Source organism: Streptomyces sp. NPDC056580, assembly GCF_042793175.1.
Classification (GTDB): Bacteria; Actinomycetota; Actinomycetes; order Streptomycetales; family Streptomycetaceae; genus Streptomyces.
Window position 1 is genome coordinate 1 of sequence record NZ_JBHTVE010000001.1, and the last position, 13417, is coordinate 13417.

Sequence of the window (13417 nt, forward strand, 5' to 3'; positions counted from 1 at the left end):
AGGAAGATCTTGGTCGATCCCCTGGATAGCAGAGGCCCGTCTCACGTCGCGGTCGTGCTTGACAACGTCAACTGAGCCTTAACTTCGTGGCATTGGATGATCGACGCGGTCCGCTATCTCGTCGACAACGGCATCAAGTGGCGGGCGATGCCCGCGGACTTTCCGCCCTGGCCGCGCGTCTACGCCTTCTTCGCCCGCTGGCGGGACACGGGACTGGTAACCGAGCTGCACGACCGGCTGCGGGAAGCCGTCCGCGCCGGTGAAGGCCGCAGCGCCGAGCCGAGCGCGGGGTCGTGGACTCGCAGTCGGTGAAGGCGGACGCCACCGTCACCTTCGGCTCACGGGGCTTCGACGCGGGCAAGAAGATCAACGGTCGCAAGCGGCACCTGCTCACCGACACGCTCGGACTTCTCCTGGCCGTGCTGGCCACACCGGCGTCCGTGACCGACCGAGACGGCGCCCGGTCCCTTCTGCCAGCGGCGGCCGGCCGCTTCCGGCAGCTGGCGCGGGTCTGGGCCGACGGCGGCTACACCGGCCACCTCACCGACTGGACCAGCCAGCATTTCGGGCTCGTCCTCGACATCGTCCGCCGCAGCGAGGACGTCCGCGGGTTCCATCCACTGCCCCGCCGCTGGGTCGTCGAACGGTCCTTCGCCTGGTTTCTGCGCAGCCGCCGCCTGGTCCGGGACTACGAACGACGCACCGACACGAGCGAAGCCGTCATCCGTTGGTCGATGATCGCCCTCATGAACCGCCGCCTGGCCGCACAGCCTCATCAGTGCGCTGTTCTGCCGGCAGGGTGAACCTCCCGGGCATTGTCTCCACCAGCCAGCCCCGTTCCACCAGCCTCTCAACCGTGCTCTCGCGCCCTCGACGCGTGAGGCCGAGGCACTGTCCCAGCCGAGCACCACGGCCGCCCGCCGGGCACCCAGCCCGTCACCCCCGGCCTCGGCCGCGGCTGCCATCACCGCCTGGTAGTCCACCGACAGGTCTTCGACCCGGCCGCGTTCTGGCGATGCGGCACCGCACGGCGCGGGCCCACCGGCTTCCTCGGCGACGGGCCAACGACCGTCTCGGCCGGCTGTTCCTCCTCGGCGAGCGCTTCCAGATACTGCTCGAGGCCGATCGTCCGAAGCCTGAGAACCTCCTCGGCATCCACCAAGTCCGCCCGCACCCGCTCCAGTTCGGCTTCGAGCTCCTCCACCCGCACGGCAGCAGCCTTCCACCGCGTCTCCAGGACCGCCCGCATCGACGGCATCCGCCACCCCCACGCCGACTCGATCAGCAACGAGTCGAGACTCCCGCCACAGCCGCAATCTCATGCCTGACCAGCCGAATCCACACACGACATTCGGAAAGCGAACGACCTCTGAGAGACCAACTACGAGCTGGCGTAACGGCATAGCTGAGGAAGCCGAGGAGCTTGCCGCCGGCACCCTGGATCCCGAGTGCGCCTGCATGGCGGGGCTGTTCCCCGAGGAACTTCTGACGGCAACTGACGAGGTCCTCGCCGCCTTCGAAACCGACGCGCGCGAGGAGCTGTGCGACTACATCGACCAGTCGCTCACCGAGTGCGGCGTTGACGGCGTCGCCCTGACAGCGCGCCACGGGTTGGGCCGGTACCAGCTCACGGACAAGTGGCGGAGGTGGTAGGCCCGCTCACCGACGCGGGCCGTCGAGTACCGCACCCACAAGCGCACCAGATCGCGCGGGAACAGCGGGGGACCACGGTGAAAGCCGCCGAGGCCGACGGAGCAGCCAACAGGCCTTTCCCAGATCAGCGCCCAAGCCGCCCTCAGATGATCGCAGTCTCTCAAGCTGAGGGCCCGTGGTTGTTCAGCCCGCTCACCGAGGTGTAGGGCTCGTTGCCGGTCGTTCCCCAGTGGGTGGACAGGGCCTCGACGAGGACGAGACCCCGGCCCGAGTGCGTGTCCGGGGAAGGCGACGGGAGGTCGCCGGGGGCCGGTGGGCGGCGGTCGGGGCGGGGGTCCGTGACCTCAATCCGCAGGGTGGGGGTCTCACCGCCCTCGGTCTACCCAAGCACTGGCCGATTGGTGACGCTTTCCCCCGACGTCCTCTGAGCAACCCGAGCTGACTGTGGGCGCGGGAGCAAGCTGACGGACCTCATGCAAGATCGCGGTTAATGCTGCCGAGCTTCACATCGAGTGGCTGACCGTCGTCGGCTGAGGCCCGGGCGAGCCGGAGCCGCGATCCGGGCCGGACTCCCGCAGTGCGTCCAGTAGTTGCCGCGTCGATGCGGCCCTCAGGTCCAGCAGGGCCTCGCGTTCCCGGGGCGCGGCCGGGACGCGCCACGCGGACTTGGCCGGGGGGCGTCGGCAGGCCCTGCGGCGGCGATGGCGGTCCGCATGCGGTGCCCCTCGCCCAAAGGCTGCGCCACATTCGAACAGCGGTAGGCCGGCACCTGCATGTCGAGGGCGGGTGCGGAGGCGACCGTGGCACGGGAGGCAGTCGACTGTTCCCCGATCAGCCGCAGCAGACCGGGGAACTCCAGAGTCTTTCCACGTCCGTTGTCCATCACCGTCCTCCGCCGACCTGGCCTGCGTTTTTCACAGCCGTCAGACGGTCCGGGGTTCACCTGAACGGCTCACATCGCCGAGGTCCCTCCGTCGCCTCCTCACCGGGCAGGTGTGCGGCATCACCGATCGCCCCGTTTGCGGCCGTGCCAACGCCCACTTAGCTTCAAGTCGTCCGATTATCCTGAAAATGCCGATCAAGAGGTATGTCGGCATTTTCCTTCATGCTCGGAAGGAGCATTCATGTCGGTGATGACCGGTACTCCACCCCTGCAGCAGTTCGGTCCGCAGCCCAGCGGTCCGCAGCTCGGCGGTCCGCAGCCGGGTGGGGCCCCGATCGCTCAGGTGGTCCTGCAGGCCATCCAGCAGGCGTGTCAGCAGACGGCCCACCAGGCGGCGCAGCAGGTCCAGCAGACGTTCCAGCAGATCCAGCAGATCCAGCAGCAGCTGCCGCCGGGCATGGCTCCGCAGGCGCACCCGTACCTGGCCGTGGCGCTGCACCGCGCGCTGCACTCGGGCATCCGCCACGCGGTGGAGCAGTCTGTGCAGCAGGCGCTGCCCATCGCGGTCGCGTCGCTGCTCCAGCGCGGCCCGCAGGGTCCGCAGGGCGGCCCGCAGGGTGCGCAGCCGGGCATGCCGGGCATGCCGGGTCAGCAGCCGTGGGGCGGTGGGTTCGGCCAGCAGTTCCCGCAGCCTGGCTACGGTTTCGGCCAGATGGGTCAGTTCGGTATCGGCTGACCTCCAGGGCAGCGTGTCGCGGTGCGTCCGGAGCGGTTCCGGGCGCACCGCGTCACCGTGGCGGCGCTTCCCCGCGGAAACGCCGACTGCCCCGTCACCCGGACCAGGAGCACCAGTTACGACGTAGGCGTGGTGAAGGTGGACGTGATGGTCAAGGAAAGGCCCGGAAACAACCGCGCGAGCGGGCCCGGGGGCGGCGCGGGGGCCAGCGGACCCGGACCCGAGGGCAAGGAGAAGCAGTCGTGCACGAAAGGCGCACAGCCACCGTTCCGGGTGCAGCCGCGCCGTGAGCGGTACATGGTGGCACCGCTGCCGCAGCACCTGCTCCCACCGGGAGTGCCCGAACTCGGCATGGACGCGGTGTGTGAGCAGATGGAAAGGATGCCCGAGGTCACCGTGACCCGCAGACTCCGGCCGTCGGACAAGCTGAGATCGGCCGGGCTGCCCTCCGTGTGCCCGGACATCGTGGTCGTCGAGGCCCCCGAGGCCCAGCTGCCGGCGATGCGGACGCTGCACGTGCACATCGAGCCGGACCTGCCGCTGTCCGTGGGCGGACCGGCCGCCGCGCCGGCCGCGGGGATGCCCCTGCGGGACCCGGGACTGGTCACGCCGCTCGAACAGCCCGTGGAGATCGGCTTGCGGGTCTGCGGCCCGCGGGGAGAGCCGCTGGCCGGCGCCGGAGTGTTCCTGATCGGGTCGTCGTGGCCGGCCCAGGGCCTGACCGGGGACGACGGGACGGTCACCGTCACGCTGTCGACGGAGACCGTGGAATCCGTCCAGTCCCTGTACGTGCGGCCCGCGGGCGGCTACGTCGACCGCTGGATCAACCGTCCGCAACTGTCGGCGACCGAGGAGAACCTGGTCACCCTCACACCGCTGGCCAAGGTGTACCCGGGGCTGGAGGAGCGACAGCAGTACGGCTGGGGCCAGCAGGCCATGCGGCTGGACCGGCTGCCCCCCACGTTCCGCGCCTTCGGAGTCAGGATCGCGGTGATCGGTACGGGCGTCGCCGCCGAGCATCCCGATCTGCGGCAGCACGTACGCAGCGGGATCGATCTCGTCCGTGGCACCCAAGAGGGCTGGGCCCACGACACCGTCGGCACCGGAACCCACACGGCGGGCATCATCGCGGCGGCGGACACCGGCAAGGGCATCATCGGCACGGCGGTCGACGCTGAGATCGAGGTCTGCCAGGTGCTGCCCGACGGCCGCTTCAGCGACCTGATCGCAGCCCTCGACCACTGCATCGAGCGGGAGGTCGACATCGCGCACATCGCGGTGGCGACGCCGTACCCGTCGGCGCTGGTGGCACACAAACTGGCCGACGCCAACACGGCGGGCATCGCCTGCGTCGCCCCGGCGGGAGACTCGGGCGGGCCGGTGTGCTTCCCCGGCTCGCTGCCCACCGTGTTCACCGTGGGTGCGCTAGGCCTCTTCGGGTCCTTCCCGGCGGACACCTCCCAGGCGACCCACATGGGCCCGCAGCTGACCCCGGAAGGCCTGTTCGCCGCGCCGTTCAGTTGCTACGGCCCCGGGGTCGACGCGGCCGCGCCCGGCGTGGCGGTCCTCTCGTGCTCACCGCGAGGCGGATACACGGCTCTCGACGGCACCGGCACGGCCTCGGCCCACGTCGCCGGTCTCGCCGCCCTGGTCCTCGCTCACCACGAGGACTTCCGCGGCCAGCTCCTGCCCCGCGGACCCGGCCGGGTGCAGCACCTGTTCGAGATCATCGCTGCGAGCTGCCGCCCGCTGGCCGCCCCGGGCACCATGGAGGCGGCACGTGTCGGACGCGGCCTGCCCGACGCCATCACCGCCCTCGGTCTGACGCACGGGGTGCAGCCCGCTCCCGCCCTGTCCTCTTACGCCTCCTCCCTGGCCGGTTAGCTCCGCAGCGAGGCCGTCGCACGGCACCCACCACCGACGGGGCGGGTGCCGTTCGGCTTGCCGTCCGTACTCCTGGGGGTGGACGGCGGTGGCGGTCAGTAGTCGAGGGTCGGGTACCAGTCGCCACGGCCCTGCGGCGTGAGGTCGAGGAGGTGCCAGACCGGGGCCAGAAGGTCGATGCCGCGCTCGGCGACGTCGTCGGCCATCCAGGGATGGGTGGAGTAGAAGTGGTGGATCCCGCCGTCGCGTCACGGGTGCGGACGGAGACCGTGGAGTACTGTGCGCCGTCCCCGTCCTCGCTGCCCAAGTCGGACTTGAACGTGGCGTCACCGCAGCTCAGCAAGCGCAGTCGGTTCCAGCCGCGGTCGCGGGCGTGCTGCCGCAGAGCGTGAGCCACGCCGACGTGGCGATGGTCTCGTTCACCGGATCGACCCGGCAGGCCGGCGGGTGGCGGCGCTGGCGGCGGAGACCGTCAAGGAGGTGGCGCTGGAACTCGGCGGCAAGTCTCCCTCGCGGCTGGCATCGCCGAGGGCGCCACCCTGCTCACCGGCGGTCCCGACACGCCGCAGGACGGGCCCGGCTACTTCGTCGCTCCTACCGTCTTCACCGACGTCACCAACGACATGACCATCGCCCGCGAGGAGATCTTCGGCCCCGTCCTGTCGATCCTGCCCTACGACACCGAGGAGGAGGCCGTGGCCATCGCCAACGACACGCCCTACGGCCTCGCCGGCGCCGTGTGGTCGGGCGATCCCGAACGGGCGCGCTGGGTTGCCGGCCGGATCCGGGCCGGGATGGTCGACGTGCACGGTGGCGCATTCAACCCCCTTGCCCCGTTCGGGGGTTACAAGCAGTCTGGCGTGGACCGGGAGGCCGGGCGCCTGGGCTTCGAGGAGTTCCTGGAGACCAAGGCCATCCAGTACTGACCGCGTGGCCGGCCGCCGAGAGAGAGGGCACACCATGTACGACTACATCATCGTGGGTGCGGGATCCGCGGGCTGTGTGCTCGCCGCCCGGCTCAGCGAGGACCCCGACGTACGCGTCCTGCTCCTGGAGGCCGGCCCGGCCGACGACGCCCAGGAGATCCACGTTCCGGCCGCGTTCTCGAAGCTGTTCCGGACCAAGTACGACTGGGACTACCTCAGCGAACCCGAGCCCGGCCTCGAGGGCCGACGGCGCTATCTGCCGCGCGGCCGCATGCTCGGCGGCTCCTCTTCGATGAACGCCATGATCTACATCCGCGGCCACCGCCGCGACTACGACTCATGGGCCGCCGTCGGCGCCAAGGGCTGGGGCTGGAACGACGTACTGCCGTACTTCCTGCGGTCGGAGGACCACCACGGCGGCGCCTCCGAATGGCACGGCGCCGGCGGCCCGCTCCCGGTCAACCCCGGGCGCTCCCGCAACCCCCTCATCGACGCTTTCCTGGGAGCGGCTCAGCAGGCGGGGCATCCGGTCAATCCCGACTTCAACGGCCCTGAGCAGGACGGCGTCGGGTATTACGAGCTCACCCAGCGCGGCGGCCTGCGGTGCAGCACGGCCGACGCCTACCTGCGGCCCGCCGTCGAACGGCCCAACCTGTCCGTGCTCACCGGGGTGCAGTGCACCCGCGTCCTCCTCAACGGGGAACGGGCCGTCGGTGTCGAGGTGGACCGGGACGGGGCGACGCAGGAACTTCGGTGCGAACGGGAGGTCGTCCTCTCAGCGGGCGCCTACAACTCACCCCAACTGCTCATGCTCTCGGGCATCGGCATCGCCGACGAGCTCGCGGCCCTCGGCATCACCCCCAAGGTGAACCTGCCGGTCGGTGAGAATCTCCAGGACCACCCGCATCTGGCCGTCGTCCATCTCACCGACACCGAATCCCTGCTCACCGCTGAGACCTCCGAGAACCTCCGGCTGCTGGAAGCCGAAGGCCGCGGGCCCCTCACCTCGAACGTCGGTGAGGGCGGCGGGTTCTTCCGCACCACCGGCGGTCTCGACGCCCCGGACGTGCAGATCCACGCGGTACCGGCCATGTTCCACCAGGAGGGGCTGGGAGCCGCCACCGACCACGCCTTCCACATCGGCGCGGTGCTGCTCACACCCACCAGCCGCGGAAAGGTTACGCTCCGCTCGACGCTGCCCAGCGCCAAGCCGCGCGTCCTGCACAACTACCTGTCCACCGCGGAAGACCGGGCCACAGCGATCCGGGCGCTGCGGCTGGTACTGGACATCGTCGGACAGCCCGCACTGCGCCTCCACCGCCGGTCGGATTTCCTGACGCCGCCGTCCGACAGCGACGCCGACCTACTGGCTTACGCGCGGCGCGAGCTGCAGACCCTGTACCACCCGACGAGCACCTGCGCGATCGGCCTGGTGGTCGACCACGAGTTGCGCGTGCACGGTGTGGCGGGGCTACGGGTGGTCGATGCCTCGGTCATGCCGACCGTGGTCAGGGGCAACACCAACGCACCGACGATCATGATCGCGGAACGGGCTGCGGACCTCATCCGTGACACAGTGTCCGCCGACGTCTGAGGCGGGCGGATTGTCGACGTGGGCGGAGTGTCGCCACAACTACGTCGTGTGGTTGCTCCGCCAGTGGCCCGGCCGGTTTCGGGCCACTGGCACGTCGTGGTGGGACAGTCGGCGCGGTGGTCCCGCCGACCTCGCTGCGGGAGCCCGAATGACTCACCCCCAGCGGCGTGGACGACGGCCTGCGCAGGTTGGTCGACGTGCTGCTGCCCGGGATCGACCGTTTCGCCGACCTGCTCACGGACCGGATCACGGAAGGGGAGGACGCCTATGGCGACCACGGCCACGTGACGCACGACCAGCTGCGCACTTCCTGCGCGGACAACCTGCACTCCATGATCACCCAGCTGGGCCGGGACGCTCTTGCCCTGCGTGTGGCGCACGACACCGGCCGTTTCAAGGCCGAGCACGGGGTGCCGCTGTCCGCGGTGACACACGCCTACCGGGTCGCCGGACGGTTCATGCGGGAGTGCATCCTGCACGAGGCGGGGGGACACCGTCACCAAGGAGATGCCGCACGTCGCCGCCGCGGTCTGGTCGGTCAGTGACACCTTTACCGACGCGGTGGCCGTGGCCTACCGCGAGACCATGTCCGAAAGAGCCCACCGTGACCGGCAGGTCAAGAGCCTGCTGCTGGCCGCGCTGCTCGACGGCAGGCTGGATGAGGGCACCCACCTGTGGGAGTGCGCCGACGCGCTGCTGCTGCCGCAGCGGGGAGTCTTCGCCGTGGTCAGCGCCGAGACCGCCGCCGTGGGCCGTCCGGCGGACGAGGACGTCCTGCACGACGTGGAGGGCGCACTGCGAGCCCTCGGTGTCTGGTCGGTCTGGCGCCAGGAGGGCGACGCGCAGGTGGGACTGCTCTCGCTCCGGTCGCGCGGGCGCCGCCTCCGCACCGCCCGCCTACGCGCTCCGCGGCCGTCGCGTGGTCGTCTTCCTGGTGGTCGTCCCCTTCGCCGCGGCCTTCTTGGCCGGCTGCTTCCCGGCCGGCTGCTTCTTGGCGGCCGGCGCCTTCTTCGGCTTCGGCAGCGCGTGCACCTCGGCGGGCCCGGTGTCCTCGCCGCGGGAGGCCTTCGCCTTCTGCACCGACTCGCTCAGCGCCGCCATCAGGTCGAGCACCTGGGCCGGCGCCTCCGGCTCCGGCGCCTCCGGCAGCGGCTTCTCCTCCCGTTTGGCCTCGATGATCTGCGCCATGGCCTCGGTGTAGCGGTCCTGGAACTCCTCACCCTCGAGGTCCTCGCGGGCCATCGTCTCCATGAGGGCGAGCGCGCCCTCGATCTCCTCGTCCGAAACCTCCACCGGCGGCGGCAGCAGCTCCTCGGGCGAGCGGATCTCGTCGGGCCAGCGCATGGCGTGGAGCACCAGGACGTCGCCCTTCACCCGAAGCAGACCGAGCCGCTCACGACCCGACCAGGCGTACTTCGCGACCGCCACCTTCGACGAGCGGCCGAGCGCCTGGACGAGCAGCTTGTACGGCTTGGCCGCCACTTTCCCGGCCGGCTGGAGGTAGTAGCCCTCGCCGATCCGGATCGGGTCGATGGAGGCGAGCGGCACGAACGCGTCGATCTCGATCGCCTTCGCCGTCGGCAGCGGAAGATTGCGCAGATCCTCCTCGGTGATGGGGATGACCTGCGTCTTGGTCAGCTCGTAACCCTTGCCGATCTCGTCCTGGGAGACCTCACGGTCCTCCAGCTCGCAGATCTTGCGGTAGCGGACCCGCCCCATGTCCGTGGTGTGGAACTGGTGGAACCGGATCGAGTGGTCCTCCGTCGCGCTGACCACGTTGATCGGCACGGTGACCAGGCCGAACGAGATGGCACCGGACCAGATGGTTCGGGGCATGCCACACCTCCGCAGTAGCCCCGAGCACCATCAGCCTAGGGACGCCGCGTACGGCCCGCACCCCTCCGGGTCCGGACCGGTGACGTTCCCACCGGTGTGTGGGCGGGCGATGAGGCCGTGGAGGAGCGAAGCTGAGAGCGTGAGCATCAAAAGTGAGCCTCCGGTGAGTGCTGAACAGATCAATGCGGCGTTGATCGCTCTGGGAGCCGAACCGACGGTGGAGCCGGGAGCGCGGCCCGAGGAGCCGCAGGGCAACGCTCGTCTGCGGCTGCTGGGCAGTCTGCTGGCCAAGGCGGAGGTCGAGATCACGGCCGCGACGCGGCTGTCCGAGGAGGGCGAGATCGAGGACGTCCTCGACACCATGCTCGGCTGGACGGACCAGTTGCGCCATGATCCCGGCCTCGCGGTCAACGTGCTGACGAACAGACTGCAGCGCACGGCCATCCAGGTCTCGGAGTCCGACACGGACGAACCCCCTCCGGGCCGCGAGGCGTCCTTCGCGGCCGCGATGACGGCGTTGTACACCCTCAGCGCCCAGCTCCACGCCGACCGGGGTGACGTCGAGGGCACCCGGCGGGCCCTGAGCGGGGCGGAGGAAGCCCTGATCGACACCATGCAGGGCATGCACGACCTGCGGGTCGCCATCGGCGACTCGGACACGGAGGACGAGGGTCCGCAGGAGTGACGCCGGGGCCGCGGAGCCGTCACCGGCACCGGCACCACTTTGCCGCTCCGGCAGCGCTCCGCTTCCCACTGGCGTTCCCCCGGGCGTTCCCCTGGCAGCTCAGCGCCGGGCCAGCGCCAGCACGCTCAGCCCGAACATCAGGACGCCCAGGGGAAGGTGGACCGACGGTACGTGGGCGATGCCGAGCACGACCTGGACCGAGGCGAGTACGAGGAACCCCGTCGCGCGCCGGACCGGGCGGAGCGAGTCGCCGCCCGGCTTCCACGCCAGCACCGCCGCGAGCAGGTAAAGCATCGACGCCCCGTACATCACGCGGGCTCCGCGCTGCGCGTTCGCCGTCGTCGTCATCTCGGTGGCCATGACACGGTCCCCTTTTCCGCCCTCGGGCAGCAGATCGACAAGGTCTCACCGGTCCGACGACGCGGGCCCGCGAAAGGTAAGGCGAGGGGCGGCCGGAGGCATGGGGACTGTCGGGACCGGCACGGACGGCATAGCGGGCGAGCGGGGCCAACTGCTCAATGTCGCCTACCGGTTGCTCGGTTCGGTGACCGAGGCCGAGGACGCCTGCACACGCTGGTACGGGCTGCCGCGGAGCCGGCGGGAGGAGATCCTGTCCCCCGGCGCCTGGCTGACGACGGTCACCAGCCGCATCTGCCTCGACCTGCTCGGCCCGGCCCGGGCCCGCCGGGAACGCTACGTCGGTGCGTGGCTGCCCGAGCCGCTGCCCGACCGTGCCGGGAAGGACGAGGGCGGCGCCGGTTCCCCGGTCCCGGCGGACCCGGCCGACCGCTGCGCCCGGTCGAGGGCGGCGCCCGCATCGCCCAGTACATGGCCGCCATCGCCGACCGGGCTCCGGCGCTCGAGCTCCTGGAGCGGTCGGTCAACGGCACGCCCGGCCTGGTGGCCCGGCGCGCCGGGGTCGTCCTGACCGTGGCCTCCTTCGAGGTCTCCGACGGGCGCGTCAACCGGATCTGGGCGGTCCGCAACCCGCGGAAGCTGGGGCCCTGGGCGCGGGAGGACTAGGGCCTGTTGCGAAGGGGACAGGGCCTGCGGGCCCGCCCACGGTCCCCGACTACCGTGCCCCGGCGGCCTCGTGGCCTCAGGTGCCGGGGCCGGCGAGTTCCAGGACGCGCCGCGGCTGGGCCTGCAGGCCGGACAGTTCCAGCGCTCCGCCCTGTGCCTCGCTGTGCCGGTGCAGGCTCTGCAGCAGGGCCAGGCCGCTGGCGTCCATGAACGACACGCCCGCCATGTCCAGGCAGAGGGTGCGGTCACGGATGCTCACCGCGTCGGTGGCCTGGGTGATCCGCGGGCAGGTGTCGAAGTCCAGTTCGCCCGCGACAGTGATCACGACGCGGTTGTGCTGGCTGCTGACGCGTACGTCGAATGACGGCATGGTGGAACCACCGTTCGGGATCGAAGCCCATCACGGTCGGCTCCCACTATCGGAAGTAGGCCGTCAAGCGCGCGGCAGGGGCCGCTCACAGCCGAGCGAGACCACCCGCACCGTCCATCGGCCACACCTGCACGGTCACCGCACGGTGGCGCGGGGTCTCCCACCAGACCAGGCTGGTTCTCCCTGCAGGGTGTCACACCCACGTCCGCTCCGACAGGCGCCGGGCGCGGCGGCGGCCGTCCCCCTCCGTGCGGGACCGCCTCCCGGCCGAGGGCGGGTTCTCCCGACCGGCCTCGGACAAGCGCCTTGAACAAGGAGAGAAGAGAGGACGTTTGTTCGGGCCGAGACGGTGCACACGATGAACTGACACAGTCTTTACACGACGAAGCGGAGACACACATGGGCATCATCGCGTGGATCATCATCGGCCTGCTCGCCGGCGCCATCGCCAAGGCGCTCATGCCGGGCAAGGACCCGGGCGGCATCATCGTCACCATGCTCATCGGCATCGCCGGTGGTCTGCTCGGGGGCTGGCTCGGCAAGGTGATTTTCAAGGTGGACTCGATCGACGGCTTCTTCGACCTCTCCACGTGGATCGCGGCGATCGTCGGCTCCCTCATCCTGCTGGTGCTGTACCGCCTCGTCACCGGCAACCGGCGCTCGCACCGCCACGCGTGACGCCGCACGGCCGCCATATGACGCGATCGGCTCCCTCCCGTGAACGGAGGGAGCCGATCGCGTCATATGGCGGCGAAGACCCGCGGCAGGTCACAGTGCCGCGGTGGTCCCCTCCCCGGATCCGCTCCCCGCGAGCCACTCGGCCCAGCCCAGGTTGAAGTCGGCGTATCCGTTGTCGGCCGGGGCCTTGGCACGGGACGAGCCGGTGATGGTGACGGGGTCGCCCTGCTTGACCTGGCCGTAGAACCACTTGGCGTCCGACATGGACAGGTGGACGCAGCCGTGCGAGCCGCGGGCGCTGCCGCTGCCCGGGTTGGGGTCACCGGTCGAGTAGTGCACGTAGGTGCCGGACTGGGTGAGGTGGACGTCCCAGGGCAGGGTCAGGTCGTAGTAGTCGGAGCTGCCCTTGTCGCAGCTGATGCCGACGCTGCAGGAGGTCATGTGGACCTTCTCCTGCTTGTCGATGACGGCCATCGTGCCGTTCCACGTCGGGTACTGGGGACTGCCCGCGTTGATCGCCAGGGTGCGCACGAGCTTGCCGTTCCTGGTCACCTTCATGGTGTGACCGGTCACCGAGACATCCGCGCGCACGTCGTCGCCGACCGTGAAGCTGTGCGTGTAACCGTGCACGCCGTAGCGGCCGTTGCCGTTGCTCACGCCCTGCATGTCGGCCTCGATCTTCACCTTCGTACCGGCGGGCCAGTACGTCTTCGGACGCCAGTCGGCACGCTTGTCGCCGAACCAGTGCCAGGCGCCGGCCACCGGCTGCGAGGCGCTCACCTTCATGTGCTTCTCCACGGTGGCCCGTGCCTTCTGGGCCACCGGGTCGGTGAAGACCACCGAGATCGGCATGGCGACGCCGACCGTGGTCCCCGTCTGCGGGGTGATGGTCTCCAGCAGCATCGGCGGCCCCTTGGGCTTCGTCGGCGACGGCGAGGCGCCGGCGCCGTGCCTGCCGGGCGCCTTCGCGTCGTCCCCGCCCGCCTTGTCGTCGCCGGTGCCTCCGCAGGCGCTCACTGCGAACAGCATCGCGCCCGTCACGACTGCGATCCCTATGCCGCCCTTGCCCCGTCCCACGAACTGCCCCACTTTCTCGTCATCCGGCCATGGCAGGCCCAACGCCCTGTCAGACAGCGAGGGCGCGGGCCA

14 protein-coding genes and 3 pseudogenes are annotated in these 13417 nt (G+C 70.5%); 11 read left to right on the top strand and 6 right to left on the bottom strand.

The genetic code is table 11. The features are described from left to right. The first annotated feature begins 96 nt into the window (after positions 1-96). Entirely contained in the window at positions 97-312 is a 216-nt protein-coding gene (locus tag ACFQ9Z_RS00005) for a transposase (RefSeq protein ID WP_383008881.1), read from the top strand. Beyond that, positions 294-803, top strand: a complete 510-nt coding sequence (locus ACFQ9Z_RS00010) for a transposase (RefSeq protein ID WP_383008884.1) — start codon at positions 294-296, stop codon at positions 801-803. Before ACFQ9Z_RS00005 ends, ACFQ9Z_RS00010 begins: the two co-directional genes overlap by 19 nt. Here ACFQ9Z_RS00010 and ACFQ9Z_RS00015 read toward each other — a convergent pair. Continuing rightward, positions 745-1249, bottom strand: a pseudogene (locus tag ACFQ9Z_RS00015) (hypothetical protein). The gene ACFQ9Z_RS00010 and the pseudogene ACFQ9Z_RS00015 overlap by 59 nt on opposite strands. A gap of 71 nt (positions 1250-1320) precedes the next feature. Here ACFQ9Z_RS00015 and ACFQ9Z_RS00020 point away from each other — a divergent pair. The 3 genes from ACFQ9Z_RS00020 (at position 1321) to ACFQ9Z_RS00030 (ending at position 5156) form a co-directional block, all read left to right on the top strand. Then, a complete protein-coding gene (locus tag ACFQ9Z_RS00020; protein WP_383008886.1) occupies positions 1321-1653 on the top strand; it encodes a hypothetical protein in 333 nt (110 codons plus the stop codon). 1124 nt (positions 1654-2777) lie between these two features. Continuing rightward, a complete protein-coding gene (locus ACFQ9Z_RS00025) occupies positions 2778-3272 on the top strand; it encodes a hypothetical protein (protein WP_383008888.1) in 495 nt (164 codons plus the stop codon). Positions 3273-3293: 21 nt separating this feature from the next. Beyond that, complete coding sequence (locus ACFQ9Z_RS00030) at positions 3294-5156, top strand: S8 family serine peptidase (protein WP_383008890.1); 1863 nt, start codon at positions 3294-3296, stop codon at positions 5154-5156. Between the two features lie 95 nt (positions 5157-5251). Here ACFQ9Z_RS00030 and ACFQ9Z_RS00035 read toward each other — a convergent pair whose 3' ends face one another. Beyond that, positions 5252-5362 (bottom strand): hypothetical protein, encoded by a 111-nt coding sequence (locus ACFQ9Z_RS00035; protein WP_383008892.1) that lies wholly within the window; start codon positions 5360-5362, stop codon positions 5252-5254. 333 nt (positions 5363-5695) lie between these two features. On the opposite strand from ACFQ9Z_RS00035, the gene ACFQ9Z_RS00040 reads away from it, so the two are divergent. From ACFQ9Z_RS00040 to ACFQ9Z_RS00050, 3 genes are all read left to right on the top strand, one after another. Beyond that, a complete protein-coding gene (locus ACFQ9Z_RS00040) occupies positions 5696-6082 on the top strand; it encodes an aldehyde dehydrogenase family protein (RefSeq protein WP_383010254.1) in 387 nt (128 codons plus the stop codon). A gap of 34 nt (positions 6083-6116) precedes the next feature. Beyond that, positions 6117-7676, top strand: a complete 1560-nt coding sequence (locus tag ACFQ9Z_RS00045) for a GMC family oxidoreductase (protein WP_383008893.1) — start codon at positions 6117-6119, stop codon at positions 7674-7676. A 167-nt stretch (positions 7677-7843) separates the two neighbouring features. Then, entirely contained in the window at positions 7844-8221 is a 378-nt protein-coding gene (locus ACFQ9Z_RS00050; protein ID WP_383008896.1) for a hypothetical protein, read from the top strand. Positions 8222-8573: 352 nt separating this feature from the next. Here ACFQ9Z_RS00050 and ACFQ9Z_RS00055 read toward each other — a convergent pair whose 3' ends face one another. Beyond that, the gene (locus ACFQ9Z_RS00055) at positions 8574-9512 is read right to left on the bottom strand and encodes a Ku protein (protein WP_383008898.1); all 939 of its coding nucleotides are present in this window, start codon (positions 9510-9512) and stop codon (positions 8574-8576) included. Between the two features lie 163 nt (positions 9513-9675). On the opposite strand from ACFQ9Z_RS00055, the gene ACFQ9Z_RS00060 reads away from it, so the two are divergent. Next, positions 9676-10197: a hypothetical protein gene (locus tag ACFQ9Z_RS00060; RefSeq protein WP_383008901.1), complete on the top strand. Its 522-nt coding sequence runs from the start codon at positions 9676-9678 to the stop codon at positions 10195-10197. 99 nt (positions 10198-10296) lie between these two features. On the opposite strand, the pseudogene ACFQ9Z_RS00065 reads toward ACFQ9Z_RS00060, so the two are convergent. Then, positions 10297-10518, bottom strand: a pseudogene (locus tag ACFQ9Z_RS00065) (hypothetical protein); the annotation flags it as partial. Between the two features lie 139 nt (positions 10519-10657). Here ACFQ9Z_RS00065 and ACFQ9Z_RS00070 point away from each other — a divergent pair. Beyond that, positions 10658-11220: pseudogene (locus ACFQ9Z_RS00070) on the top strand (hypothetical protein). 76 nt (positions 11221-11296) lie between these two features. Here the strand turns inward: ACFQ9Z_RS00070 and ACFQ9Z_RS00075 are convergent. Next, a complete protein-coding gene (locus ACFQ9Z_RS00075; protein WP_383008905.1) occupies positions 11297-11590 on the bottom strand; it encodes an STAS domain-containing protein in 294 nt (97 codons plus the stop codon). Positions 11591-11989: 399 nt separating this feature from the next. Between ACFQ9Z_RS00075 and ACFQ9Z_RS00080 the strand changes: the two genes are divergently transcribed. Continuing rightward, positions 11990-12268 carry a GlsB/YeaQ/YmgE family stress response membrane protein gene (locus tag ACFQ9Z_RS00080; RefSeq protein WP_383008907.1) on the top strand — a complete coding sequence of 93 codons (279 nt, stop codon included), beginning with the start codon at positions 11990-11992 and terminating at the stop codon, positions 12266-12268. A gap of 90 nt (positions 12269-12358) precedes the next feature. Here the strand turns inward: ACFQ9Z_RS00080 and ACFQ9Z_RS00085 are convergent, their stop codons facing one another. Continuing rightward, the gene (locus tag ACFQ9Z_RS00085) at positions 12359-13297 is read right to left on the bottom strand and encodes an Ig-like domain-containing protein (protein ID WP_383010256.1); all 939 of its coding nucleotides are present in this window, start codon (positions 13295-13297) and stop codon (positions 12359-12361) included. Positions 13298-13417 lie beyond the last annotated feature (120 nt).

What these genes read in the sequence shown, in the direction of transcription:
- ACFQ9Z_RS00005 (WP_383008881.1), top strand. Translation starts at nt 97, where the DNA reads ATGATCGACGCGGTCCGCTATCTCGTCGACAACGGCATCAAGTGGCGG.
- ACFQ9Z_RS00020 (WP_383008886.1), top strand. Translation starts at nt 1,321, where the DNA reads ATGCCTGACCAGCCGAATCCACACACGACATTCGGAAAGCGAACGACC.
- ACFQ9Z_RS00025 (WP_383008888.1), top strand. Translation starts at nt 2,778, where the DNA reads ATGTCGGTGATGACCGGTACTCCACCCCTGCAGCAGTTCGGTCCGCAG.
- ACFQ9Z_RS00035 (WP_383008892.1), bottom strand. Translation starts at nt 5,362, where the DNA reads ATGGCCGACGACGTCGCCGAGCGCGGCATCGACCTTCTGGCCCCGGTC.
- ACFQ9Z_RS00045 (WP_383008893.1), top strand. Translation starts at nt 6,117, where the DNA reads ATGTACGACTACATCATCGTGGGTGCGGGATCCGCGGGCTGTGTGCTC.
- ACFQ9Z_RS00055 (WP_383008898.1), bottom strand. Translation starts at nt 9,512, where the DNA reads ATGCCCCGAACCATCTGGTCCGGTGCCATCTCGTTCGGCCTGGTCACC.
- ACFQ9Z_RS00075 (WP_383008905.1), bottom strand. Translation starts at nt 11,590, where the DNA reads ATGCCGTCATTCGACGTACGCGTCAGCAGCCAGCACAACCGCGTCGTG.
- ACFQ9Z_RS00080 (WP_383008907.1), top strand. Translation starts at nt 11,990, where the DNA reads ATGGGCATCATCGCGTGGATCATCATCGGCCTGCTCGCCGGCGCCATC.
- ACFQ9Z_RS00085 (WP_383010256.1), bottom strand. Translation starts at nt 13,297, where the DNA reads ATGCTGTTCGCAGTGAGCGCCTGCGGAGGCACCGGCGACGACAAGGCG.